This is a genomic window from Streptomyces sp. NPDC048172, from assembly GCF_043202595.1.
Classification (GTDB): Bacteria; Actinomycetota; Actinomycetes; order Streptomycetales; family Streptomycetaceae; genus Streptomyces.
Map to the genome: position 1 here is coordinate 611,793 of NZ_JBIDAT010000005.1, position 23,526 is coordinate 635,318.

At 74.9% G+C, this 23,526-nt stretch carries 21 protein-coding genes; 10 read left to right on the forward strand and 11 right to left on the reverse strand.

Translation table 11 applies throughout. The features are described from left to right. Window positions 1–29: 29 nt before the first annotated feature. Complete coding sequence (locus ACGF3A_RS24485) at window positions 30–1,310, reverse strand: multiprotein-bridging factor 1 family protein (protein WP_393732404.1); 1,281 nt, start codon at window positions 1,308–1,310, stop codon at window positions 30–32. A gap of 183 nt (window positions 1,311–1,493) precedes the next feature. Here ACGF3A_RS24485 and ahcY point away from each other — a divergent pair, with 183 nt between their 5' ends. The 4 genes from ahcY (at window position 1,494) to ACGF3A_RS24505 (ending at window position 6,659) form a co-directional block, all read left to right on the forward strand. After that, window positions 1,494–2,747: an adenosylhomocysteinase gene (gene ahcY / locus ACGF3A_RS24490; protein WP_393732405.1), complete on the forward strand. Its 1,254-nt coding sequence runs from the start codon at window positions 1,494–1,496 to the stop codon at window positions 2,745–2,747. After that, window positions 2,744–3,418, forward strand: coding sequence for an HAD family hydrolase (locus ACGF3A_RS24495; protein WP_393732406.1), 675 nt, complete (start codon window positions 2,744–2,746; stop codon window positions 3,416–3,418). The genes ahcY and ACGF3A_RS24495 overlap by 4 nt, the downstream gene beginning before the upstream one ends. 156 nt (window positions 3,419–3,574) lie before the next feature. After that, window positions 3,575–4,963: a family 2B encapsulin nanocompartment shell protein gene (locus tag ACGF3A_RS24500; RefSeq protein ID WP_393732407.1), complete on the forward strand. Its 1,389-nt coding sequence runs from the start codon at window positions 3,575–3,577 to the stop codon at window positions 4,961–4,963. Window positions 4,964–5,117: 154 nt separating this feature from the next. Next, window positions 5,118–6,659, forward strand: a complete 1,542-nt coding sequence (locus ACGF3A_RS24505) for a DHA2 family efflux MFS transporter permease subunit (protein WP_393732408.1) — start codon at window positions 5,118–5,120, stop codon at window positions 6,657–6,659. Here ACGF3A_RS24505 and crcB (ACGF3A_RS24510) read toward each other — a convergent pair. Genes crcB (ACGF3A_RS24510) through crcB (ACGF3A_RS24520) form a run of 3 tightly spaced genes read right to left on the reverse strand, consistent with a single transcriptional unit; the run spans window position 6,631 to window position 7,798 of the window. Next, window positions 6,631–7,005, reverse strand: a complete 375-nt coding sequence (gene crcB / locus ACGF3A_RS24510; protein WP_393732409.1) for a fluoride efflux transporter CrcB — start codon at window positions 7,003–7,005, stop codon at window positions 6,631–6,633. The two genes, ACGF3A_RS24505 and crcB (ACGF3A_RS24510), sit on opposite strands and share 29 nt — an antisense overlap. Continuing rightward, window positions 7,002–7,358, reverse strand: coding sequence for a DUF190 domain-containing protein (locus tag ACGF3A_RS24515; protein WP_393732410.1), 357 nt, complete (start codon window positions 7,356–7,358; stop codon window positions 7,002–7,004). Before ACGF3A_RS24515 ends, crcB (ACGF3A_RS24510) begins: the two co-directional genes overlap by 4 nt. Further along, on the reverse strand, window positions 7,355–7,798 hold the full coding sequence (gene crcB / locus ACGF3A_RS24520) for a fluoride efflux transporter CrcB (protein ID WP_393732411.1): 444 nt from the start codon (window positions 7,796–7,798) through the stop codon (window positions 7,355–7,357). The genes ACGF3A_RS24515 and crcB (ACGF3A_RS24520) overlap by 4 nt, the downstream gene beginning before the upstream one ends. A 204-nt stretch (window positions 7,799–8,002) precedes the next feature. Here crcB (ACGF3A_RS24520) and ACGF3A_RS24525 point away from each other — a divergent pair, with 204 nt between their 5' ends. Further along, the gene (locus ACGF3A_RS24525) at window positions 8,003–9,763 is read left to right on the forward strand and encodes a hypothetical protein (RefSeq protein WP_393732412.1); all 1,761 of its coding nucleotides are present in this window, start codon (window positions 8,003–8,005) and stop codon (window positions 9,761–9,763) included. On the opposite strand, the gene ACGF3A_RS24530 is transcribed toward ACGF3A_RS24525, so the two are convergent. Together ACGF3A_RS24530 and ACGF3A_RS24535 are read right to left on the reverse strand one after the other, a co-directional pair. Beyond that, on the reverse strand, window positions 9,744–11,921 hold the full coding sequence (locus ACGF3A_RS24530; protein WP_393732413.1) for a tetratricopeptide repeat protein: 2,178 nt from the start codon (window positions 11,919–11,921) through the stop codon (window positions 9,744–9,746). The two genes, ACGF3A_RS24525 and ACGF3A_RS24530, sit on opposite strands and share 20 nt — an antisense overlap. Before the next feature lie 123 nt (window positions 11,922–12,044). Continuing rightward, window positions 12,045–12,671 (reverse strand): TetR/AcrR family transcriptional regulator, encoded by a 627-nt coding sequence (locus tag ACGF3A_RS24535; RefSeq protein ID WP_393732414.1) that lies wholly within the window; start codon window positions 12,669–12,671, stop codon window positions 12,045–12,047. A 158-nt stretch (window positions 12,672–12,829) separates the two neighbouring features. Here ACGF3A_RS24535 and ACGF3A_RS24540 point away from each other — a divergent pair, with 158 nt between their 5' ends. From ACGF3A_RS24540 to ACGF3A_RS24550, 3 genes are read left to right on the forward strand one after another with little or no spacing between them, the layout of a single operon-like run. Then, entirely contained in the window at window positions 12,830–13,426 is a 597-nt protein-coding gene (locus tag ACGF3A_RS24540) for a hemerythrin domain-containing protein (RefSeq protein WP_393732415.1), read from the forward strand. Beyond that, complete coding sequence (locus ACGF3A_RS24545) at window positions 13,423–14,919, forward strand: MFS transporter (RefSeq protein WP_393732416.1); 1,497 nt, start codon at window positions 13,423–13,425, stop codon at window positions 14,917–14,919. Before ACGF3A_RS24540 ends, ACGF3A_RS24545 begins: the two co-directional genes overlap by 4 nt. Beyond that, on the forward strand, window positions 14,916–15,446 hold the full coding sequence (locus tag ACGF3A_RS24550) for a hypothetical protein (RefSeq protein WP_393732417.1): 531 nt from the start codon (window positions 14,916–14,918) through the stop codon (window positions 15,444–15,446). The genes ACGF3A_RS24545 and ACGF3A_RS24550 overlap by 4 nt, the downstream gene beginning before the upstream one ends. Here the strand turns inward: ACGF3A_RS24550 and ACGF3A_RS24555 are convergent. Beyond that, window positions 15,349–16,323 carry a helix-turn-helix transcriptional regulator gene (locus ACGF3A_RS24555; RefSeq protein ID WP_393732418.1) on the reverse strand — a complete coding sequence of 325 codons (975 nt, stop codon included), beginning with the start codon at window positions 16,321–16,323 and terminating at the stop codon, window positions 15,349–15,351. The two genes, ACGF3A_RS24550 and ACGF3A_RS24555, sit on opposite strands and share 98 nt — an antisense overlap. A 73-nt stretch (window positions 16,324–16,396) precedes the next feature. Here ACGF3A_RS24555 and ACGF3A_RS24560 point away from each other — a divergent pair, with 73 nt between their 5' ends. Further along, window positions 16,397–17,593, forward strand: coding sequence for an epoxide hydrolase family protein (locus ACGF3A_RS24560; RefSeq protein ID WP_393732419.1), 1,197 nt, complete (start codon window positions 16,397–16,399; stop codon window positions 17,591–17,593). Here ACGF3A_RS24560 and ACGF3A_RS24565 read toward each other — a convergent pair. The 4 genes from ACGF3A_RS24565 to ACGF3A_RS24580 are packed head-to-tail and all read right to left on the reverse strand — an operon-like array spanning window position 17,569 to window position 22,492. Beyond that, window positions 17,569–18,333: a class I SAM-dependent methyltransferase gene (locus ACGF3A_RS24565; protein WP_393732420.1), complete on the reverse strand. Its 765-nt coding sequence runs from the start codon at window positions 18,331–18,333 to the stop codon at window positions 17,569–17,571. The two genes, ACGF3A_RS24560 and ACGF3A_RS24565, sit on opposite strands and share 25 nt — an antisense overlap. Before the next feature lie 44 nt (window positions 18,334–18,377). Further along, a complete protein-coding gene (locus tag ACGF3A_RS24570) occupies window positions 18,378–19,589 on the reverse strand; it encodes an aminotransferase class V-fold PLP-dependent enzyme (protein WP_393732421.1) in 1,212 nt (403 codons plus the stop codon). A gap of 7 nt (window positions 19,590–19,596) precedes the next feature. After that, on the reverse strand, window positions 19,597–20,934 hold the full coding sequence (locus ACGF3A_RS24575) for a pyridoxal-phosphate dependent enzyme (protein ID WP_393732422.1): 1,338 nt from the start codon (window positions 20,932–20,934) through the stop codon (window positions 19,597–19,599). A 1-nt stretch (window position 20,935) separates the two neighbouring features. Then, on the reverse strand, window positions 20,936–22,492 hold the full coding sequence (locus ACGF3A_RS24580; RefSeq protein WP_393732423.1) for a Y4yA family PLP-dependent enzyme: 1,557 nt from the start codon (window positions 22,490–22,492) through the stop codon (window positions 20,936–20,938). Between the two features lie 190 nt (window positions 22,493–22,682). Between ACGF3A_RS24580 and ACGF3A_RS24585 the strand changes: the two genes are divergently transcribed. Continuing rightward, window positions 22,683–23,264, forward strand: coding sequence for a chorismate mutase (locus tag ACGF3A_RS24585; RefSeq protein ID WP_393732424.1), 582 nt, complete (start codon window positions 22,683–22,685; stop codon window positions 23,262–23,264). Window positions 23,265–23,526 lie beyond the last annotated feature (262 nt).

The window sequence follows — 23,526 nt, forward strand, 5'->3', positions numbered from 1 at the left end:
TGTGCCTTCCCGCCCCCTTCCCGCCACGGTCAGGCGGCGGCCAGGGACCGGTCGAGGTCGCGGACGGCACGCTCGCTGTAGGCGGAGCGGATCGTCGCGCTGAGGCCCCGGGCGCTCCGGGCCAGCGCGGCGGCCGGGGCGTGCTCGTGCCGACGCAGATGGCTCTGCGCCAGCCACACGGTGTAGAGCACCGTCTCACGCACCCGGCGCGGATCGCAGCCGCGCAGCGCCTCCCGCAACCGCTCCCGGCCTCGGCACGGGCGGCCGAGGGCGATGTCGAGTCGGCCGACGACGATCTCCATCTCGTCGTCGGTCAGCCAGTACGCCCACTCCGGGTCCGGGTCGTCCGTACGCCTGCGCGCGTAGGCCTCCTGCGCCCGGCCGCACTCCTCGTCGGCACGCGCGGACCGCCCCGCGACGGCGTACGCCCACGCGGCACGGGCATGCAGCAGCGCCCGTACGGCCGGAGTGCCGGTGCCGAGCGCGTCCAGGCGGGCGAGCGCGGAGCGGGTGACGGTGACGGCGTCGCGGGCCCTGCCGTGCTCGGCGAGGTGATAGCCGAGGCTGGAGACCAGCTGCGCGGCGAGGACCGGGTCGTCGGCGGCGTGTGCCGCCTGGATGCCGTACAGATGGTGGTGCTCGCCCCGGCGCGCGTCCCCCGCGTCGGCGGCCGACCAGCCCGCGAGCTGGCACATCTCGGCGAGGACGCGCAGCAGCCCGCGCCCCACGGCCCCGCTGTGGCTGGTGGTGCGCAACAGGTCCGCCGTACGGGCGAGTTCGTCGCGGATCGCCGGGTAGAGGTCGCCGCCCGCCACGGTGTCGTCGGCCTCGTGCAGATAACGCAGCCGCGCCCGCAGCCCGTCCAGTTCGGCCGCGCCGAGGCGGCGCGGGCGGCCCTCCGCGCGGTGCGAGGAGGCGGGCGGCGGCGGGGTGATCAGCCACTGGTGCGCGACGCGCACGGCGTGCTCGCCCGCCACCGTGTGCGGGGGCGCGGCGCCGAGCTGCGCGGCGAGCGCGGCACGCTCCCCGGCTCCCCAGATGTCCTTGATCAGTTCCGGCGGCGGTCCGTCGAACGCCGGTGCCGGGTGTGCCTCGGGCGAGGACGGGCGCAGCAGCGTGTCGAGCGCGTCGAGTCCCAGGCCGAGTTCGGCGGCGAGCGCGCGCCGGAAGCCGGGCGAGGGCAGCGCGAGCCCCCGCTCCCAGCGGGCGACGCTGGAGACATCGGCCCCGAGCCGCTCCGCGAGCGACTCCTGCGTGTGCCCGCGGCTGCGGCGGCGCCGCGCGAGCGCGGAGGGAGACGGAGACGGCATGCCCGCAGCCTAACCACGGGCCCCGCACACACGCGGGTGCCGGGTGCCGGGTGACGGGTGACGGGTGCCGGGTGCGTGCCGGGTGACGGGCGAGTGCCGGGTTTCCGCCCTGGGGCGGGGCGCGTCGGGGCGGTGGACTCGGGGGCGTCCATCCGTTCCGTACGTCCGAGGGAGAGGAACCCCATGCCGTTGCTGCGCGATCCCGGACTCGCCGAAGAGGGCGCCCGTAAGGTCGACTTCGCGTACCGCAGGATGCCCGTACTGCGTGCGCTGGCCGAGCGCTGGGCCGAGGAGAAGCCGCTGACGGGTGCGCGCGTCGCCGCGTGCCTGCATGTGACGACCGAGACCGCCAACCTGTGCCGCGCGCTGGTCGCCGGGGGCGCCCAGGTCGCGCTCTGCGCCTCGAACCCGCTCTCCACGAAGGACGACGTGGCCGCCGCGATCCAACGGGACCTCGGCGCCGAGGTGTTCGCGGTCCACGGCTGCGACCGCGACACGTACTACCGGCAGATGGCCGGTGCGCTCGGCATCGGCCCGACGCTCGTCGTGGACGACGGCGCGGACCTGACCGCGACGGTCCACGAGCGGCGCCCCGAGCTGCTGCCGGACATCGTCGGCGGCACCGAGATCACCTCGACCGGGGTGGTGCGGATGCGGAACATGGCCGCCGACGACGCGCTGCGCTACCCGGTGCTGCCCACCAACGACGCGCTCACCAAGCACCTGTTCGACAACCGCTACGGCACCGGGCAGAACACCGTCGACGGCCTGCTGCGCGCCACCAATCTGCTGCTGGCCGGGGCGACCGTGGTCGTCGCCGGGTACGGCTGGTGCGGGCGCGGCGTGGCGGCGCGGGTGCGCGGGATGGGCGCCGAGGTCGTCGTCACCGAGATCTCGCCGGTACGGGCGCTGGAGGCGAAGCTCGACGGGATGCGCGTGCTGCCGATGCGCGAGGCGGCGCCGCTGGCCGACGTGGTGATCACGACGACCGGCAACCGGGACGTGGTCACCGTCGACCACATGCGCCGGATGCGGGACGGCGCCGTCATCGGCAACTCGGGCCACTTCGACCTGGAGATCGACGTCGACGGGCTCACCGCGGTGGCCACCGGGCGGCGTTACGTACGTCCGCACTGCGTCGAGTACACGCTGCCGGAGGGGCACCGCGTCCTGCTGCTCGCGGAGGGGCGGCTGCTGGGCCAGGCCGCGGCGGAGGCGCACCCGGCCGAGGTGATGGACATGACGTTCGCGACGCAGGCCCTGGCCGTCCGCCATCTCGCCCGGCACGCCGCCGACCTCGCACCCGGCGTCCACTCCGTGCCAGGGGAGATCGAGGACGAGGTCGCGTCCGCGAAGCTCACCGCGTACGGCATCACCCTCGACACCCTCGGTCCGCGCCAGCGCGACTACCTCGGCTCCTGGCGGGAGGGCACGTGACCCGCGACGGGATCACCCACGTCGTGTGGGACTGGAACGGCACCCTGTTCGACGACGCGGACGCGCTGATCGCCTCCACCATCGAGGCGTTCGCGCGCGAGGGGCTGCCACCGCTGACCGCCGAGCGGTACCGGGCGCTGCACACCCAGCCCATCGACGCGTTCTACGACCGGCTGCTGGGCCGCCCCGTCCCCGAGGACCGGCGCGCGCGGCTGCACGCCGCGTTCCACGAGTCGTACGGGCGCCGACGGCCCGCTCTGGGCCTCGCGCCGGACGCGCGCGCGGCGCTGGCGGAGGCGGCGCGGGCGGGACTCACGCAGTCCGTCCTCTCGATGCACCCGCACGACGTGCTCGGCACGCTGATCGACCGGTTCGCGCTCCGCCCGCACCTGGTGCGCGTGGACGGGCAGCGGGGCCCCGACGCCGGATACAAGCGGGACCATCTCGCGGCGCACCTGCGAGCCCTGGCGCGCGGCCCCGGCGAGGTGCTGCTCGTCGGCGACAGCGTGGACGACGCGCGGGCCGCCGCGGCCACCGGCGTCCGGTGCGTGCTGTACGCGAGCGGGCTGCACGCCCTGGACGTGCTGCGGGCGGAACGGGTGCCGGTCGTCGGGTCGTTGGGCAAGGCCCTCACTGTGGGCCTGGATCCGGACGGTACGGCCGAGGTCTGAGCCGCCGGGGGCGCATTCGCTCACCGGCGCGGCCCGTCCCCCGGCGGTGCCACAGGTGGCACTCGATGGGGTGAACACCCGCCTGCCGACGGGGCGTACGGGAAGCCTCGGCTCCTGATCTCAGAGACCCAGAGCCTCAGAGGGGTGTCCTCCGCCATGACCACATCGCCGGATCCGACCACGTCCGCCCTGACGACCGCCGCCGCGCGCAACCTGGCCACGACGACCAAGACCGTCCCCCAGATGCAGGGGATCTCCTCCCGGTGGCTGCTGCGCGTGCTGCCCTGGGTGGAGGTCCCCGGCGGTACGTACCGGGTCAACCGGCGGCTGACCCACACGCTCGGTGACGGCCGCGTCGAGTTCGTCACCACGGGAGCGCAGGTGCGGGTCATCCCCGCCGAGCTGCGGGAACTCCCGCCGCTGCGCGCGTTCGACGACGAGGAGGTGCTGGCGGCGCTCGCCGACCGCTTCGTGCGGCGCGAGGTCCCCCGCGGCGAGCCGGTCGTCGAGGCGGGCGGCCCGGCCGACGAGGTCGTGCTGCTCGTCCACGGCAGGGCCGAGAAGGTCGCGGCGGGCAGGTACGACGAGCCCTCGGTCCTCGGCGTGCTCACCGACGGCGACCACCTCGGTGCCGAGGTGCTGCTCGGCCCCGGCGGCCGGTGGGACGTCACCCTGCGCGCCACGACCGCCTGCACGGTCCTCGCGCTGCCCCGGCAGGCGCTGGAGGAGGTCGAGGGCCGCGCGGAGGGCCTGCGTACGCACCTCGCGGAGCGCGCCGCGGCGCCCCGCCCGCCGAGCAACCGGCGCGGCGAGGCCGACATCGCGCTCGCCTCCGGGCACGAGGGCGAGCCGGGGCTGCCGGGCACCTTCGTGGACTACGAGCTGAGCCCGCGCGAGTACGAGCTGAGCGTCGCCCAGACCGTGCTGCGGATCCACACCCGGGTCGCCGACCTCTACAACGGGCCGATGAACCAGGTCGAGGAGCAACTGCGGCTCACCGTCGAGGCGTTGCGCGAGCGCCAGGAGAAGGAGCTGGTCAACAACCCGGACTTCGGGCTGCTGCACAACGCCGACCTCAAGCAGCGGATCTCCACCCGGAGCGGCCCGCCCACCCCGGACGACCTGGACGAGCTGCTGAGCATGCGGCGCAGCACGCGGTTCCTCTTCGCGCACCCCAAGGCCATCGCCGCCCTGGGCCGGGAGTGCAGCAAGCGGGGCCTGTACTTCGGCAGCGCCGAGGTCGACGGCAGCCACGTACCGGCCTGGCGCGGGGTGCCGATCCTCTCCTGCGGCAAGATCCCCGTCACCGACGGGCAGACCTCGTCGATCCTCGCGATGCGCACCGGCGAGGACGACCAGGGCGTGGTGGGCCTGCGCCGGACCGGCATCCCGGACGAGGTCGAGCCCGGCCTCAACGCGCGCTTCATGGGCATCGACGAGAAGGCCGTCACCTCGTACCTCGTCAGCGCCTACTACTCGGCCGCCGTCCTGGTGCCCGACGCGCTGGGCGTCCTGGAGAACGTCGAGGTCTCCGCGCGGGACTGAACCCCGCGGATACCGGACGTATTATCCGCGTTCCGCTCTCCTTTCGCGCGCCGAAAAGGGGTCTCCGCGAAAGGAGAGCGGAAGCAGAGCGAAAGAATTGGGTCCCGGAATTGCACGACAGGCGGGTTTTCCCGGGAGATGGCACGCTGAATCGGTGCGCGATTCCCTGAATTCCCCCTCCGACCTCTCCGGCGCCACGCACCATCCGGCGCACCGGTGGTGGGCGCTGGCCGTGATCGGGCTCGCGCAGCTCATGGTGGTGCTGGACGCCACGATCGTGAACATCGCGCTGCCCTCCGCCCAGCGGGACCTGGGCTTCTCGAACGACGGGCGGCAGTGGGTCGTCACGGCCTACGCGCTCGCGTTCGGCAGCCTCCTCCTGCTCGGCGGGCGGCTGGCGGACCTCTTCGGCCGCCGCCGGACGTTCATCACCGGCCTCATCGGCTTCGCGGCGGCCTCCGCGCTCGGCGGCGCGGCACAGAGCTTCACCATGCTGATCGCCGCCCGCGCGCTCCAGGGCGTGTTCGGCGCCGTGCTCGCGCCGTCCGCGCTGTCGCTGCTGACGACGACGTTCACCGACCCCGGCGAACGCTCGCGCGCCTTCGGCGTCTTCGGCGCCATCGCCGGTTCGGGCGGCGCGATCGGGCTGCTGCTCGGCGGCGTCCTCACCGAGCACCTGGACTGGCGCTGGACGCTCTACGTCAACGACGTCATCGCCGTCTTCGCGGTGATCGGCGCGCTCGTCTTCGTCAGCAGCCGGGTGCCCACGGAACGCCCCGTGCTGGACCTGCGCGGCACGGTGCTGGTGGCCACCGGCCTGTTCTGCGTGGTGTTCGGGTTCTCCAACGCCGAGACGCACGCCTGGAGCGACTGGTCGTGCTGGGCGTTCCTCGTCGCGGCCGTGGTGCTGCTCGCGTCGTTCGTGTTCTGGGAGACCCGGGCCGAGCACCCGCTGCTGCCGCTGCGCGTGCTGCGCGACCGCAACCGCTCCGCCTCGTACATCAGCGTGTTCATCTCGGGCGTCGGCATGTTCGGGGTCTTCCTGTTCCTGACGTACTACCTCCAGCAGACCCTGCACTACACGCCGGTCAAGACCGGGCTGGCGTTCCTGCCGATGGTCGGCATGCTGATGCTGGCCGCGCAGCTCTCGACGAACGTGCTGCTGCGGCGCGTCGGGCCCAAGCCCGTGGTGCCGCTGGGCATGGGGCTTTCCGCCGCCGGGCTGGTGTGGCTGACGGGCCTCGGCCTGCACAGCGGCTACGCGGCGCACGTACTGCCCCCGCTGCTGGTGCTGGGCCTGGGGCTCGGCCTGGTGATGCCGACCGCGATGAGCCTGGCGACGCTGGGCGTGGCGGCCCACGACCAGGGCGTGGCCTCGGCCACCGTCAACACGATGCAGCAGATCGGCGGCTCCATCGGCACAGCGCTGTTCAACACGATGGCCGCCAGCACGGTCACCAGCTACGCCAAGGACCACTACGGCGAGCCCAACGTGAAGGCGGAGGCCGCCGTGCACAGCTACGCGACGGCCTACTGGTGGGCGGCGGCGTTCTTCGCCGTGGGCCTGGTGATCTCCCTGCTGATGTACCGTCGGGGCCGCCCCCTGGAGGACACGCCGACGCTCCCGCCGGACGACGACGCGGAGGATCCGGCCGTCGCGGACGCGGTCACGCCCACAACGCCTCGGCGCCCGTGACCCCGACGAAGACCGCGCCCAGCCCGGCGACGACGCTCGCGACGACGTTGGCCGCCGCGAAGAACCGCGCCCCGTCCTCCGCCAGCCGCAGCGTCTCGTAGGAGAACGTCGAGTACGTCGTCAGCGCCCCGCAAAGACCCGTCCCCAGCACCAGGCTGACCTGCGAGGACGCGGCCCCGGCCGCGGCGGCGCCGGTGAGGGTGCCCAGCACCAGACAGCCGAGGACGTTCACCGCGAAGGTGCCCCAGGGGAAGACGGTGTCGTGGCGGCGCTGCACCGCGCGGTCGGTCAGGAAGCGCAGCGGGGCGCCGACGGCGGCGCCCACCAGCACGAGCAGCCAGTTCACTCGTCCGTCTCCTGTCCCGCGCGTCCCGCGTAGCGGACGACCTCGACCTCGTCGAGCGTCATCAGCCCCTCCCCCACCAGCTCGTCGATCAGCGGCAGGAACGCCTGGACGCGCTCGCGCGTGTCCACGATGACGACCGCCACCGGCAGGTCCTCGCTCAGCGACAGCAGCCGCTGCGTGTGCACGAGCGAGGACGCGCCGAAGCCCTCGATCCCCCGGAACACGCTCGCGCCCGCGAGCCCGGCCTCGCGGGCGCGGTGCACGATCTCCGTGAACAGCGGCTTGTGGTGCCACAGGTCCGACTCGCCCATGTAGACCGTCAGCCGCAGCGCCGGGCCCTGAAGTCTCGTCATGGCTGCCTCCACGTCAGCGCGCGGCGCGTGACCGCCACCGCGCTCCACACCGCCGCCAGCGCCACCAGCGGCGTCAGTCCCAGATACGCGAGTGCGACGCGGGCCTCGCCCGCGTCGACCAGGCGCTCGACCTCGACGGCGTACGTCGAGAACGTCGTGAACCCGCCCAGCACCCCCGTGCCGAAGAACGGCCGCACCAGCCGGTGGGCCGCCCACACCTCGCTGATCACCACCATGAACACGCCGATCACCGCGCACCCCACGGCGTTCACGCCGAAGGTCGTCCACGGGAAGGCGCCGGGCTCGGCCGACCAGATCAGCGAGGCCCCGTACCGGGCCGCCGCGCCGACGGCGCCGCCGAGCGACACGACCGCCACCACGGGCGCCAGCGCGCGGGCCGCGGCCCTTCGCGACGAACGGGGTGACGAACGGGCTTCCATGGACACACGTCTCCTACTCGCCGGGCGCCTCTCGGGCGCACGCTCCGCAAGCAGGGACCGTTGGCGGCGACTGTGCCGCGGTTCGGGTACGGCGGGCCCCACCGCCGCGCGACGGCCGAGGGGCCGCCGCCGTGATCCACGATACCCGGCTGACTATGGTTGCTCAGCACGGGAGCGACGGGCAGGACGGGACAGGGGGCAGGAATGACGACGGCGGAGCGACCCGCCCGGATACGGGTCCCCGTCGGGGACGACGCCGCACGGTGGGCCACGCGCGGCCGGTGCCGCCGCGTCCTGCTCGTCGTGCACAACGTCACCTCGGCGACCCGCCTGCTGGACGTGCTGCCGCTCTTCCACGACGACTTCCGGGTACAGCTTCTGCTGACGTCCACGGGGTCCTCCGCATTCCAGTCCGGAATTCACGAACTGTTCGCGGAGACCGGACTTCCCGTCATTCCCTGGGAACAGGCGCTCACGACAGACTTCGACCTTGTCGTCTCCGCCAGTTTCGGTGGCCAACTAGGCGTATTTACGGGCCAATTGGCGGTGCTGTCGCACGGAATTGGCTACACTAAGAAGCTGGCTACACCGGACACCGGACACCGGACACCGGACACCGGACGCAGTGCGCAGGCGCCCATTTTCGGGCTCTCCCCCGAGTGGCTGCTCGTCGACGGGAAGCCACTCGCGGACGCACTCGTGCTCTCCCATCCCGAGCAGGCCGCTCGGCTGCGCCAGGCGTGTCCCGAGGCCGCGGACACCGCCGTGCTCGCCGGGGACCCCTGCTTCGACCGGACGCTGGCGGCACGCCCGTACCGCGAACGGTTCCGCCGGGCGCTGGGCGTACGGCGTGGTCAGCGGCTGGTGGTGCTGAACTCCACGTGGAACCCGGAGTCCCTGTTCGGTGACGGCGGCGGCGAGGATCTGCTGCCGAGCCTGTTGCCCCGCCTGACCGCCGAGCTGCCCGCCGACGCGTACCGGCTCGTCGCCGTGCTGCACCCCAACATCTGGCACGGGCACGGCCCCGGGCAGATCCGCGCGTGGCTGGACCGGGCCCGGCGCGGCGGGCTCACGCTGATCGACCCGCTGCACGGGTGGCGGCAGGCGCTCGTCGCGGCGGACGTCGTGATCGGGGACCACGGTTCGGTCACGTACTACGCGGCGGCGCTCGGCACGCCCGTACTGCTGGGGGCCGCGCCCGTGGCGGGGCTCGACCCCGACTCGCCCGCCGCCGCGTTCGTACGGTCGGCGCCCCGGCTCGACCCCGCGCGGCCGCCGTTGCCGCAGGTGGAGGCGGTGCTCGCGGGGCACGGGGCGGTGAGCGGCCCCGCGGAGCTCACGACCTCGGTGCCCGGGGAGGCGGCGGCGCGGCTGCGGCGGCTCTTCTACGGGATGATGCGGCTCCCCGAGCCCCCGTCGCGGGCGCTGCTGGAACCGCTGCCGCTGCCGCCGTACGAGCCGCCGTCGCGGACGGCCCCGCTGCGGGTGGTGACCAGGGCGGGGGACGGGGAGATCGCGGTGGAGCGGTACGCCGACCCGTCGCTCGCCCCGGCGGGCGCGGCGGACGGCGTGGCGCATACGGCTGTGCACACCGCCGTGCACGAGGACACCCGCGATCCGGGCGCGCTCGGCCTCGCGGATGTGATCCACCGCGAGGGCGCCGCCGACGATCCCCGGCTGGGCGGTCCCGCGCGCTGGACGGCCGAGGTGCTGGCCCGGCATCCGGAGTGCGCGCTCGCGGCGTACGTCACCGGGCCCGGCACCTGCGTGGCCCGCCCCCGGAACGGCCCGCTCCTGCGCCTGGCCACGGACGGGCCGGGCGCGGACCTCGACCCGTCGGCGGCGGCCTCGGCGCTGCACGCGTGGCTCACGGCGTACGGGGACGGGGGCGGCGACGCGTGGAAGCTGCCCGTACGGACCGGGGCGACCGTCCACGCCGTGTCCGTCACGCCGGTGGAGGGCTGACGCACCGCTCCCGCAGGGCGCGGAGGTAGACGAGGTGGTAGTGGCCGCCCTCCTCCGTGAGCAGCGCCGACGCCTCGTCGATCAGGGGCAGCGCGGTGGCGGTGTCGTCGGTGCCGAGGACGGTGTCGGCGAGGTCCGTCAGCGTCTTGGCGGCGTTGTAGTCGTCGCCGACCTCGCGGAAGAAGCGCAACGCGCCGCGCAGCAGCGCGCCCGCCTCCTCGAACCGTCCGAGGCCGCGCAGCGCGCGCCCCCGGTGCCGCTCCAGCAGGGCGCGGGCGCGCGGGAGGTCCCCGGCGCCCTCGTCGTCCGGGCCGATGGCGTCGTAGAGGCGCCCGGACTCCTCGAAGCAGGTGTACGCCTCGGAGAACCGCCACTGGCGCAGGCGGAGCAGGCCCAGGAACTCGACGGCGGACGCGTGGCCGCGCGCGTGCCCGGCGGCGCGCTCACTCTCGGCGGCGGCGCGTGCCTCCTCCTCGGCCTCGTCCCAGCGCGCCAGCTCGGTGAGGCTGTGCGCGACCTGCGCGTGCAGGGCCCCGGCGGCGCGGGAGCGGGGGAAGCGGTCGTCGGCCGTACGGGCCGCGAGGCGGAGCGCGGGGAGCAGCTCGTCGTGGTGCCCGGCCTTGAGCTGGAGCGGCCACAGGGCCTGGGCGAGCAGGACGACGGTCTCCGCGTCGCCGAACTCCTCGGCGGCGTGCACGGCCTGGACCAGGTTTCCCCGTTCCGCGACCAGGGCCGCGACGGCGTCCGCCGGGCGGGCGTACGGCGCGGGCGCGGGGGCCAGGGCCGAGGTCGGGGCCGGGTTTTCGGGGCGGGGCGGGACGCGCCAGCTCTGGGGCAGGACCGCGTGCGCGGCGTCGAGCGTGAACCGCAGGTACCCGGCGACGACCCGGGTGACGGCGGCCGAGCAGCCCGCGACGCGGTCCTCGCGGACGGCGGCCTCCTCCGCGTGCGCGCGGACGGCGGGGCGGTGGAAGAACCGGCCGCTCTCCGCGCTCTCCAGGAGGTGCGCGGCGGCCAGTTCGCCGAGCAGGGCGGCCGCCGTGCCCTCGGTGAGCCCCGTGGCCCAGGAGGCCGCGGCGGGGCCGAACGCGGGCCAGGGGCGCAGGGACATGAGGCGGTAGACGCGGGCGGCGTCGGGCGTGAGCGTGCGGTAGGCGCTCTCGGCCACGGCGCGCACGGGGTCGTCCGGCGGGGGTGCGGACACGGCGGGTGCCTCCGGGGGACGGCGGGCCGGGGGTACGGGCGCGGTCAGCTCCGGAGCGGCGGCGCGCAGCGCGAAGGGCGAGCCGCCGCAGCGGGCGAGCAGCGCGGGGAGCGCGGCCTCGGCCTCGGACACGGCCTCCTTGCCCACGAGGTCGGTCAGCAGCAGCCGCGCGTCACGGTCCTTCAGCGGCGCGACCCGGACGGGCAGGGCGTCCAGCCCGGCGAGCGGCCCGGCGGCGACGACCAGGAGGAACGCCCCGGAGGCCGCCGGGATCAGCGGCCGTACCTGCGCGGCCGAGTGCGCGTGGTCGAGCACCACCAGGATCCGGCGGTCCGCGACGAGCCCCCGGAAGGCCCTGATCCGCTCCTCGACGGACGGCGGCACCTCGGGGTCCGGCACGCCCAGCTGGCGGAGCAGGGAACGCAGCGCGGTGCCCGCGTCGAGCGCGCCGCCCGTGGAGGTGCCGCGCAGGTCGACGTAGAGCTGGCCGTCGGAGAAGCGGGCCGCCTCGCGGCATCCCCAGTGCACGGCGAGCGCGCTGGTGCCCATGCCGGGGCCGCCGTGCAGCAGGGCGACCCGGGGGCGGCCGTCGGCGCGCCGGGACGCCTCGCGGTCCAGCTCCTTCATCGCCTTGTCGCGGTCGGTGAAGAAGCGCGTGGAGGACGGGAACTCGGGTCTCGGGTGCGGCACGCGCGCGGCGGAGTCGGGGACGCCGCGCGCGAGGGCGAGCCACGCGCGGGCGTACGCGGGATCGCTCCGCACCCCGTCGTGGACGGTGCGCGCGATGGCGTCCAGGTCGCCGGGTCCGGCGGGCGCGGGCACCTCGCGCCCGGCGATACGGCGGACGAGGCCGCCCGCCGACTCCCACGCCTGCTTCCCGGCCTCGTTGGCCATCCCCGCGCCGACGGCGCCGAGCGCCCCGGTGATGGCGGTCAGGGAAAGAGGGTCCAGCATCCCGCGCTCCGCTCCGCCGGACACGTACCGGCGTCGAATCCGCTCGTCATGTCTCAACAACCCTACCGGCAGGAGGTGTTGCGTGAGCTGCGACGACGTTCGCGGAGAGCCGGACCGCGCGCCTCAGCCGTCGACGGCGTGCCGCCGCAGGAAGGTGTCGACCGTCTCCTGGACGTAGGCCTCGTCGATGTCCTGGTCGCCGAGGAGGCGGCGGAAGAAGAGGGGGCCCACGAGCTGGTCGACGGCGGGGGCGAGGGCGAGGGCGGCGGGGAGTTCGCCGCGCTCCCGCGCCGCCGCGAGGACGCGGCGGAATCCGGCCGTGCCCGCGCGGTACATGGCGTGCTTGAGGTCGGTGAACGAGGGGTCCACGCCGGAGCGTTCGATGAACGTCCGCATCGCCCGCTCGCTCGCGGGCTGGTGCAGCAGCTCCCTCGTGCCCTGGAGCAGGGCGAGCAGGTCGGCGCGGAGCTCTCCCGTCGGCTCGGGCTGGGCCGTGTCGAGCAGCTCGGCGATGGCGTCCTTGAGCATCGCGGCGGTGTCGGGCCAGTGCCGGTAGAGCGTGGTGCGGCCGACGCCGCTGCGGGCGGCGACGGCCACGTGCGTCACGCCGGGGAGCCCCTGCTCGACGAGCAGCTCCCGGACGGCGTCCAGCGCGGCGGCACGGCTGCGCACGGCGCGCGGGTCGGGCCCGCGGGCCGCCTCGGCTCCGCTGCTGCCGGGGCTGTCCGCGCGTGCTGCTCGGGCTGACATCGGCTCCCTCTCCTGGTGCGGGGCGTGGCGATCCGGATCGGCGGCCAGTCTGCCACGGCACCTATGGGACAGCTTGCACCGGAGACGGGTTTCGGTGCACCCTGTTCCACATCTCCGGAACACAATGCCCCGGAGATTGCCCCTCGAAAGGCACACCCATGACCACCAGCGGGAATCTCGACCTGACGATGATGTACGCGGCGCACGACGCGTTCCGCCGCGATCTCGGCCGGATGGCCGCCAGCGGCTCCGCCGCCGAACTGCGGCCGCGATGGCGTACGTTCACCACCTACCTGACCGCCCACCACAGCGCGGAGGACGACGCGCTGTGGCCCGCCGTGCGGGCCCGGAGCGCGGAAGCGGGTCCGCTGCTCGACGCGATGGAGGCCGAGCACGCCGTCCTCGACCCGCTGATGAGCGCGGTCGACACGGCCCTCGCCGAGGACCGGCACGGCGCGGCGCTCGCCGTGCTGGCGGAGCTGGCCGAGGCGCTCACCGGCCATCTCGACCACGAGGAGCGCGAGGCGCTGCCCCTGGTGGACGCCGTGCTGCCGCCCGAGGAGTGGGCCGCGTTCGGGGCCGAGCAGCGGCGGAGGCTGGGCTCGCCCGCGAGCCTCGCGCGCTTCGTGCCGTGGCTGCTGGACGGCGCGGAGGAGGAACGGCGCCGTGCCGTGCTGCGCGTCCTGCCACCGCCCGTACGCCTTCTGCACCGCGCCGTGTGGAACCCCCGGTACCGGCGTCAGGAGGCCCGATGACCACGCCCCGGAACGGGCCCCGGCTCGGGCTCGCTCTCACCGTGATCGCGGCGGCGCAGTTCATCCTCGTCCTCGACATGACGATCATGAACATCGCGCTGCCCAGCATCCAGACGGACCTCGGCGTACGCCCCGAGAACCTCTCCTGGATCGTCAACGCCTACGCGCTCGCCTTCGGCGGCCTCATCCTCCTCGGCGGGCGCGCCGGTGACCTCTTCGGGCGGCGCCGCGTCTTCCGTACGGGCATCGCGCTCTTCACCCTCGCCTCGCTGCTGGGCGGCTTCGCGCCGGGCGAGCCGCTGCTGCTGACGGCGCGGGCGCTGCAGGGCGTCGGCGCCGCGCTGGCGTCGCCGACGGCGCTCGCGCTGATCGCGACGACGTTCCCGGAGGGCAGGCGGCGCACCAACGCGGTGGCCGTGTACGCCTCGATGGCGGGCGTCGGCTCCACGGCGGGCCTCATCGGCGGCGGGCTGCTGACCGACTACCTCGACTGGCGCTGGGTCATGTTCATCAACGTGCCCGTCGGCGCCCTGGTGCTGCTCGGCAGCCGGGTGCTGACCGAGGCGGGCGGCGCGCGCGTACGGCTCGACCTCGCGGGCACCCTCACGGGCACCGCCGGGCTCGTCTGCCTCGTCCACGCGCTCACCCGGGGCGGCGAGGAGGGCTGGGGCGACGCGTGGACCGTGGGCTTCCTCGCGGTCGCGGGCGCGCTGCTCGCCGCCTTCCTCGTCCTCCAGTCCGTCCGGCGCCATCCGATGCTGCCGCTGCGGCTCTTCCGGGACCGCGGGCGCAGCGGCTCGTACGCGACGATGCTGCTGGTCGCCGCCGGAATGTTCGGGATGTTCTACTTCCTGACCCTCTTCCTGCAGCAGTCCCGCGGCTACAGCCCGGTGCGCACGGGCCTCGCCTTCCTGCCGTTCAGCCTCGCCTTCGTCGCCACCGCCGGTGGGCTCGCGGCGCGGCTGATCGCGTTCCTGCCGCCGCGTGCCGTGGCCGCGCCGGGCGCGGTGCTCTCCGGGGCCGGGATGTTCTGGCTGAGCAGGCTGACGCCCGGGTCGCCGTACGCGACGCATCTGATGCCCGCGCTGATCGTCACCGCCGTCGGGCTCGGCCTGAGCCTGATACCGCTGACGCTGGGCGCGGTGCGGGGCGTCGACCCCGACGAGTCCGGCATCGCCTCGGGCCTGCTGGACGCCGCGCAGCAGATCGGCGGCGCGCTCGGCCTCGCCGTGCTGACGACCGTCGCCACCACCGCGGCCGACGGACGGCTGCCGGGCGCCGAAGGCGCGCTGGTACGGGGCCTGGCCACGGACGACGCCGGTCTCGTACGGCGTGCCTCCGACGCGCTCGCGCACGGCCAGGCGACGGCCTTCGTCGTGGCCTCCGTGCTCTTCGCCGCGGCGCTCGCGATCGTCCTCACCGCGCTCAACACGCCCCGCCCGGAAACGGGTTCAGAGCATCCGCACACTCTCGAAGAGGAGCAGCACGCATGACGGCCACCGACGCCCCAGCCCGCGCCTGGGCCCTCGCCACCCTCGTCGCCCGGCTCGCGCTCGCGGCGGGCTTCCTCTCGGCGGTCGCCGACCGGTTCGGGCTGTGGGGCGATCCGGGGACGGGCGAGGTCGCCTGGGGCACGTATGCCGCGTACCTGGACTACGTCCGCGACCTCGCCCCGTACTTCCCGGGGACGCTCGTGGACCTCGCGGGCGGTGCCGCCACCGCCGCCGAACTGGTGCTCGGGGCCGCGCTGCTGGCGGGCGCCGGAACGCGGCTGGCGGCGCGGGCGAGCGCGGCGGTACTGCTGGGCTTCGCGCTCTCGATGTTCTTCTTCTCGGGCTTCGAGGCGCCGCTGAACGCCTCGGTGTTCAGCGCCTGCGCCGCCGCGCTGCTGCTCGCGGTGGCCCCCGCGAGCGCGTACGTCCTCACGCTCGACCACCGGCTTCGCCGAGCGCGCCGAGGCAGCGGGCGGCCTGGGCGCGGAGCGCGGCGGCCAGTTCGGGCGGACCGTCCCGCAGCGTGAAGTCCGCGTCCACGGACGTGATCATCCAGACGAGGTCGGACACGCTGTCCGAGCCGACGTGGAACAGGCAGGAACGGGCGTCGACCGCCTCGACGACGCCCACGCCGGGCCAGACGCGCCCGGCGACGGACTCGGCGGGCTCGTGCAGGACGGCCGTCGCCCGGTAGGGCCAGGCGCGGGACGAGAGCCGGTGCGCCAGGTACGTCGCGGCGTCGCCGTGGGGCAGGGGCCGGGGGACGAAGCGGGGGCCCGTGGGCGTGCGCGGCACGAGGCGGTCCACGCGGTACGTACGCCAGTCCTCGCGGCCCACGTCCCAGGCGATCAGGTACCAGTGGCGGTCGAAGCTGACCACGCTGTGCGGCTCCGCCTCGCGCCGTGACGCGCCGCCCCGGGGGCTCGTGTAGTCGAAGCGGAGCCGCTCCCGGCGGCGGCACGCCTCGGCGAGCGCCATCAGGGTCGCGGGGTCGATGGCTGGGCCGCGCGCCGCGACATGGACGGTGGCCGCCTGGAGGGTGGCGACGCGGTGCCGGAGCCGGGGCGGCAGCACCTGTTCGAGCTTGGTGAGGGCACGCAGCGCGGTCTCCTCGATGCCCGCGACCGAGCTCCCGGCCGTCGTCCGCAGCCCCACGGCCACGGCCACGGCCTCGTCGTCGTCCAGGATCAGCGGCGGCAGCGCGGCCCCCGCGCCCAGCCGGTACCCGGCGGTGCCCCGCAGCGCGTCCACGGGATAGCCCAGCTCGCGCAGCCGGTCGACGTCGCGGCGCACGGTACGGACGGTGACGTCCAGCCGCGCGGCCAGCTCGGCGCCCGAGCGGTCCTCGCCGGTCTGGAGCAGGGAGAGCAGCTTGAGCAGCCGCGCGGCGGGGGCCGTCGGCATGACGCCTCCTCTGAGGACCGGATAGGACCGGATAGGACCGGATCTGACCTAACCCGAATCTACCGTCGGCTCCATGCACACCACACCGCAGGGCGTCGAGCCCTTCCGTATCGCCGTTCCGCAGGCCGAGCTGGACGATCTGACCGCACGCCTGGCACGTACCCGCTGGCCCGCCGAGCTGCCGGGCGTCGGCTGGAGCCGGGGCGTCCCGCTGTCCTATCTCCGGGAGCTGGCCGCGTACTGGGGCGACGGCTTCGACTGGCGGGCACGCGAGGCCGAGCTCAACGCCCTGCCGCAGTTCACGACCGAGGTCGAGGGGCAGCGGCTGCACTTCGCGCACGTCCGCTCGCCCGAGCCGCACGCCACGCCGCTGATGCTGCTGCACGGCTGGCCGGGGACGTTCGCCGACTTCCTCGACGTCGTCGGCCCGCTGACCGACCCGGCGGCGCACGGCGGCGACCCCGCCGACGCCTTCCACCTCGTCATCCCCTCCCTCCCCGGCTTCGGCTTCTCCACCCCGCTGGCCGGTCCCGGCACCGGCCCCGCGCGAATGGCCGGGCTGCTGGTGACGCTGATGCGGCGGCTCGGCTACGACCGCTACGGCGTGCAGGGCTACGACACCGGGTCCTGGGTCGGCCCCGAGATGGCCAAGCTGGCGCCCGACGCGGTCACCGGCGTCCATCTGAACGGGGCGATCAGCTTCCCGGCGGGCGCCGAGGGCGAGTTCGACGGGCTGAGCGAGGCCGACGAGCAGCGCTGGCAGCGGATGCAGGACTTCAACGACGGCTATCTTCAGTGCAATTCAAAGCGTCCGCAGACCGTCGCGTACGCGCTCACGGACTCCCCCGCCGGCCAGCTCGCCTGGATCGTGGAGAAGTTCAAGGAGCTGACCCACCCCGAGGACGGGCTGCCCGAGGAGAGCGTCGACCGCGACCGGATCCTGACCACCGTCGCGCTCTACTGGCTGACGGGCACGGCGGGTTCGGCGGCGCAGATCTACTACGAGGCGCTCGCCACGGCGGAGGCGGACTGGACGGACTGGTCGGCCGTCCCGGAACGCGCCACCGTGCCGACCGGCCTGCTGCTCTCCGCGCACGACGTGACCGTACGGCCGTGGGCCGAGCGCGATCACCACGTGGTGCGCTGGACCGAACTCGGCGCGGGCGGCCACTTCCTGGCCATGGAGGCGCCGGGCGCGCTCGTCGAGGACGTCCGCGCCTTCTTCCGGAGCCTCGGAGAGGGGACTCAGCGGACCGCGACCAGTACGTAGTCGGTGCCGAACTGCCAGACGGGCGCCGCGTCCGTGAAGCCCGCCTCGCGGAGGAGGGTGGCGTGCGCGTCGGGGCCGAGGCCGTTGTGCCGGACGCCGGTCCCGCCGGGCGCGCCGGAGGGGACGAGCGGGGCGAGTTCGGGGTCCTGGGCGGCGGCGCTCCACCACGCGTGCCAGTCCTCCTGACCGTGTGGCGCCCGCCGCTCGGCCCGCCGTCGTCCGACCTCCCGCGCGAGCAGGGCGACGGGCCCGTGCCCCTCGTCGCACCCGTCGTCGCACCCGTCGCTGTTGACCAGCACGCCGCCGGGGCGCAGCGCTGCGGCGAGGCTCTCGTACGTACGGCGCAGGGCCGCCGCGTCGAGGCAGTGCAGGGCCGTGGTGGAGACGGCGGCGTCCAGCGGTCCTTCGAGGCCGAGGTTCCGGAGCCAGCCGTCGGCGCCGATCTCCGCGTGGACGAAGCGGGCGGCGTCGGCGTGGTGGGTGCGGCCGAGTTCGAGGAGCAGCGCGTCCACGTCGGCGGCGGTGACGGCGGCGTGCGGGAGACGCCGGGCGAGCCGTGCGGCCAGCGAGCCGGGGCCGCAGCCGAGGTCGGCGACGCGCGGACGCCGTACGCCCGCCGTCGCCTGCTCGACCACGTCGGCGATCACGGTGAACCGTTCCTCGCGGTCGAGCGCGTACCGCTCCTGCTGCGCCTCCCAGCGGCGCACCCACCGCTCGGCGGTGGCCATGCTCAGTCCCATGCGGGGGACGATACAAGTGAAAACGGTTCCCATTCACGCGGGCTTCACCCCAACGAGGCCAGCGCGCCGAGGAGCCGGGTGACCTCCTCCGGGGAGTTGTAGACGTGCAGGCTCACCCGGACAGAGTGCTGCCGCTCCCCCGCGCCGCCCTGGCAGAGACTGTCGGAGCGCACCATGAAGCCCTCGTGGAAGAGGACGAACCCGAGGTCCCCGGAGGCGATGCGGCGGTGCCGGAAGGTGACGATGCCCTGTCGCCCGGCCATCGGTGAGTCCGCGGCGAGACTGCGCGGGCAGCCCAGCACCTCGTACGCGGGCAGGCGGCGCAGCCCGTCGGTGAGCCGGGCCGCGAGCGCGCGCGTCCAGCGCTCGACGCGGGCGGTGTCCGCCGCGTCCAGCCAGTCGAGCGCGGCGCACAGCGCGACGGCCCCCGTCGTGTTGGGGCTGCCGTCCCAGCCGCCGGGCGCGAACGCGGGCCCGCGCGCGTTGCGCGCCCACACGGCCCCCGAGCCGGGCAGGGCGAGCGCCTTGTGCCCGGAGAACACCGCGAAGTCCACGTCGAGTTCGGCCATCGAGACCGGCAGATGGCCGACGCTCTGGGCCGCGTCCAGGCAGATCGGCACGCCGGGCCCGACGGCCGCGCGCAGGCGCCGGACGTCCATGTCCGCGCCGTAGACGTGGTGGACGTGGGTGGCGGCGACGAGCCGCGTGCGCGGCGTCACCAGCCGGGCCAGCTCCGCCATGTCGTACTCCCCGGAGGACTCCTGCGTGGGCAGCGCGCGGACCCGCACGCGCACGCCCTGCCGGGCCAGCAGCTCGCCAACCTCCAGCCAGGGCCGGAGGTTGGCCTCGTGGTCGGCGAAGGGGACGACGATCTCGTCGCCGTCGGCGAGGCGCGGCGCGAGCCAGTCGCGGGCCACGGTCCGCAGCCCCTCGGTCGTCCCGCCGGTGAGGTGCACGCCGGACCGCTCCGGGTCCGGGTCGTGCAGGAACTCCTTGATCCGCCGCCGGGTCTCCGACATGAGTTCGGTCGTCCGGTTGGCCCAGGGGTAGGTGCCGCGCCCCGCGTTGGCGTTGCTGGTGGTCAGGTACTCCCGTACGGCGTCGAGCACCGCCTCGGGCTTCTGGCTGGTCGCCGCGCTGTCGAGGTACGCCAGCTCCGGGTGGCCGGTGAGGATCGGGAACTGGGCGCGCAGCTTTTCGTGCCAGCCGCGCAGCTCCTCCAGCGCCCGTGCGGCGGGGGCCCGCTGTGTCGTCACGGCGGCGTCAGTCCCTCACCAGCGGGGCGCCCGCGTCGCGCCAGGCGATGATCCCGCCGCGCAGGCTGCGCACCTCGGGGTGGCCCCGGCGCGCGAGCAGCGCCGCGTAGACGCCGGACCGCTCCCCCACCGGGCAGGCCAGCAGCACGGGGCGGCTCCTGCTGAACGGCTGGCCGTCCCGGACGAGTTCGTCGAAGAGCTCCTCGACGATGTTGACCGAGCCGTCGATGTGCAGCGCCGCGTACGCGAAGGGGCTGCGCATGTCGACGACGAGCGGACGGTCCCGCGCGAGCCACTCCCGCGCCTCCTCGACGCCGATCTCGGTCGCGGCGGCCTCGGCGGGTCCGATGTCGGCGGGGACGTGCCGCCGCGCCGCGCCGCCGAGGAGTTCGGGGCGGCGCTCACGGACGTAGCCGAGGTAGCTCTCGATCCGGTCGCAGACGATGAAGACGGCGGTGGCCCGCTCGTCCTCGGCGGACGACTCCGCCGACAACGCCGCGTCGAGCGGCCGCAGATGGCGCACGGCTCCCGTGTACGCGGCTCCGCCGGTCGGGCCCGCCAGCACGCCGCAGCGGCGGGCGAGGGTCAGCATCCCGTCGAGCGCCTCGTCGGAGGTGACCGCCTCGATCGTGTCGTACGCGGACGGGTCGAAGAGGCCGACCTCCTGCACCTCGTCCAGGGTGCGGATGCCGGGCACGAAGTCGGACTTGTGCGCGACGAGCCCGACGACGCCCACCCCGGGGTCGTGGTCGCGCAGCACGCGCGCGACGCCGGAGGAGGAACCGGCGGTGCCCACGCAGGCGATGAACCAGTCCGGGGCCCGCCCGTCGAGGTCCTTGAGGATCTCGGGGCCCGTGCCGTCCGCGTGGGCGCGGGTGTTGCGCTCGTTGAAGTACTGGTCGGTGTAGAGGTAGCTGCCGTCCGGCTCGGTGAGGGCCTGGTGGAAGAGCGTCATCGGGTCGTCGGTCTGGGTCGGGTCCAGGCACTCGGTGCTGCCGGGCAGCTCCTCGATCTCAGCGCCCAGCAGCAGGAGCAGGTCCTTGTGCTCGGGGATCCGCATCCGGTTGGTGACGGTCTTGAACGGCACGCCGTGCAGGCCCGCGAGCGCGGCGAGGGCCTTGGCGGTGTTGCCGCTGGACAGCTCGACGACGGTACGGCCCTCCTCGCGCGCCGCGTCCAGCCCGGGGCGGACCATGCCCCAGGCCGCCCGGTCCTTGACGGACCCGAAGGGGTTGAGCATCTCCAGCTTCGCGTAGAGGTCGATGTGGCGCAGGCCGTGCACGTCCGGGTCGATGCGCAGGAGCGGGGTGTTGCCGATGGCGTCGGTGATGCGCTCGCACCTCATGTCAGTCCTCCCGTTCCGCGACCGGCCAGTACTCCTCGTCCAGGCTCCAGCGCCATGCCTCTCCGTCCTGTGGATGTCCCGGTTCCGGTTCCTGTTCCTGGTCCTGCTGTTCCTGCCAGACGGCGACCTTGCGGGCGACGGGCTGCTGCTGGGCCTCGTCGGCGCTGAAGTCCATGCAGTAGCCCGCCGTGTTGGCGAAGGCCAGCAGGTCGCCGGGGCGCGGCGGGCGGGGCAGGAACACCTTCCGCCGCGTGATCAGGTCCGCCTCCAGGCAGAGGTTCCCCGCCAGATGGACGCCGACGGGACCGCTGCCGCTGTCCTTCCCGCGCGGGACGAGGACCGGGTCGACGTGCACGCCGTGCTCCTCCAGCCCGATGTCGTCCGCGTTGGCCTCCAGCCGTACGAGGGGCTCGCCGTCCTCCGTGCGGCGCACCTCCAGCACGCGGGCCAGCGTCGCCCCGCACTGGTCGGCCAGCGCCCTGCCCGGCTCCGTGCACAGGTCGTAGAGGTTCTCCAGGAGCAGCGCGGCCAGCGGTCGGCCCAGGGTCGGCGCGGGGTGCGAGAGCAGCGCGTCGAGGTAGTGCTCGGCGGCGACCGGGCGGTGCGCGGGGTAGAGGGCGAGGGCGCCGCGCAGGGTGCCGCCCTCGTTGCGGAGCCCGTAGCCGTGGCGGCGCCAGGTCAGGGGCTCGCGGCGGCCGAGCACGGCCTGGGTCAGCTCCGTCGTCCAGCGCTCCCACTGGGCCGCGTGCGCGAGGTAGTTGACGCCGAAGCCGCCGCCGATGTCGATGACGCGGGGCGCCATGCCGCGCCCCCGGCACTCGTTCAGGGCGAGCACGCAGCCTTCGAGCGCGAGGGCCTTCTCGGCGAGGCTGGTGGTGTCCAGGTGGTAGCCGACGCCGGTCAGCTCGACGGCGTCGGCGTGCCGTTCGACGGTCTTGAGCAGCGCGTCCAGCTCCGCGACGGGCGTACCGAACCTGCTGCGGCGGCTGAGCTGCCGGACGCCGCCCCCGGAGGCGGGCCCCGCCGACGGGGGCGCGGCGGGCGCCGGGGAGAACGCGGAGAGCCGCAGCAGCACCCGTACGCGCGGCAGACCGTACCGGCGGACGAGTGCGGCGAGTTGGTCCAGCTCGGCGGCGCCGTCGAGGTGGACGGTGGCGCCGCTGCGGGCGGCGAGCCAGAGGAACGCGGGGTTCTTCGGCCCCGTCGCCAAGATCCGCCCGGGGGCGAAGCCCGCGCCGAGGGCGTGCTGGGCCTCGCCGACCGAGGCGACGTCGATCCCCGCGTCGGTCGCCGCCAGCCGCCGCACCAGGGCGTGCGAACGGCTGGCCTTGTGGGCGAAGTGCACCTGGCCGCCCAGCCGGTGCCGCCGCTGGACGGCGTGGAAGCGCGCGAGGTTGTCGGCGATCTGCTCCGGCAGCACGAGGTTGAGCGGGGACCCGAGTCCGCGCACGAGCCCGTGCAGAAAGGGACCGGACCGCAGCAGCGAGGCGAGGCGCGGCGCGAGCATCGGTTCCAGGTACAGCGGCTCCGTGTGCGTCGTGTGCGGGGGAACACCCATACGGAATGTCTCCCCCGCAGCGCTCCGATGCCCACCTCACCGGCCGAATCATCGGTCGGGATCCGGCCAGAGAGGGGCTCCGGGGCGTCGCCCGTGGGGGTGAGCGGAGCCCGGCGGCGCGGAAGGGGCGGGGCGCGCGGGGCAGGGATGGCACGGACGAACGGACGACCGCCCGACGAGAGGATCTCCCGTGCCCCGCACCACCCTTGCCCGTGGCGGCGTGCTGCTCGCCGCCGCCGCGCTCCTGACCCTCCCGGTACCGGCCCAGGCGCACGTCTCCCCGGAGCCCGCCGTACGGCAGCCCCTCGCCCCGCTCGTCGGGCTGTCCGCGCGGCGGGTGGAGCTCGCGGACCAGGTGGCCGCAGCCAAGTGGTTCACCGGCAAGCCGGTCGACGACCCCGCGCGGGAGCGGAAACTGCTGGCCGACGTCGCGCGCCGCTCGCCCGCGCTGGGCCTCGACCCGGCCCGTACGACCGCCGTCTTCCGCGACCAGATCGAGGCGAACAAGCTGGTGCAGCGCGCGCTCCACGCCCGCTGGCGGGCCCACCCCGCCGAACGGCCCCGCCGGGCGCCGGACCTGGGCGCAGAGGTGCGGCCCGCGCTCGACCGGATCACCACGGGCCTGCTCGACGAGCTGCGCCGCACCTGGGCCGTCCGTACGGACGGCGGCTGCGCGGGCCGGCTCCGCGCCGCGGTGGCCCATGAGCGGGGCCCGGACGCCCTGCACCGGACGGGGACGGAGCGTGCCCTGCGCTCGGTGTGCGAGAGCTAGACCTTTCCGGCCCTCGCCTCAGGGCTGGACAGGGGCTGCCCCTTGCTGCGCATCGCAGGCCGCGGCCGTCGTCGTGGCTGGGCGCGCAGTTCCCCGCGCCCCTGACGGGCGCTCCGACGCGCGGTCGCGCCCACGCGGCGGAGCCGCATATCGACACAGTCCCGGGGGCCCGGCGGGGGGGCCCCCGCGGGCCCCCCCCCCCCCCCCCCCCGCCCCCGCCCGGGGGGGGGGGGCGCCCCCCGCCCCCCCCCACCCACCCCCG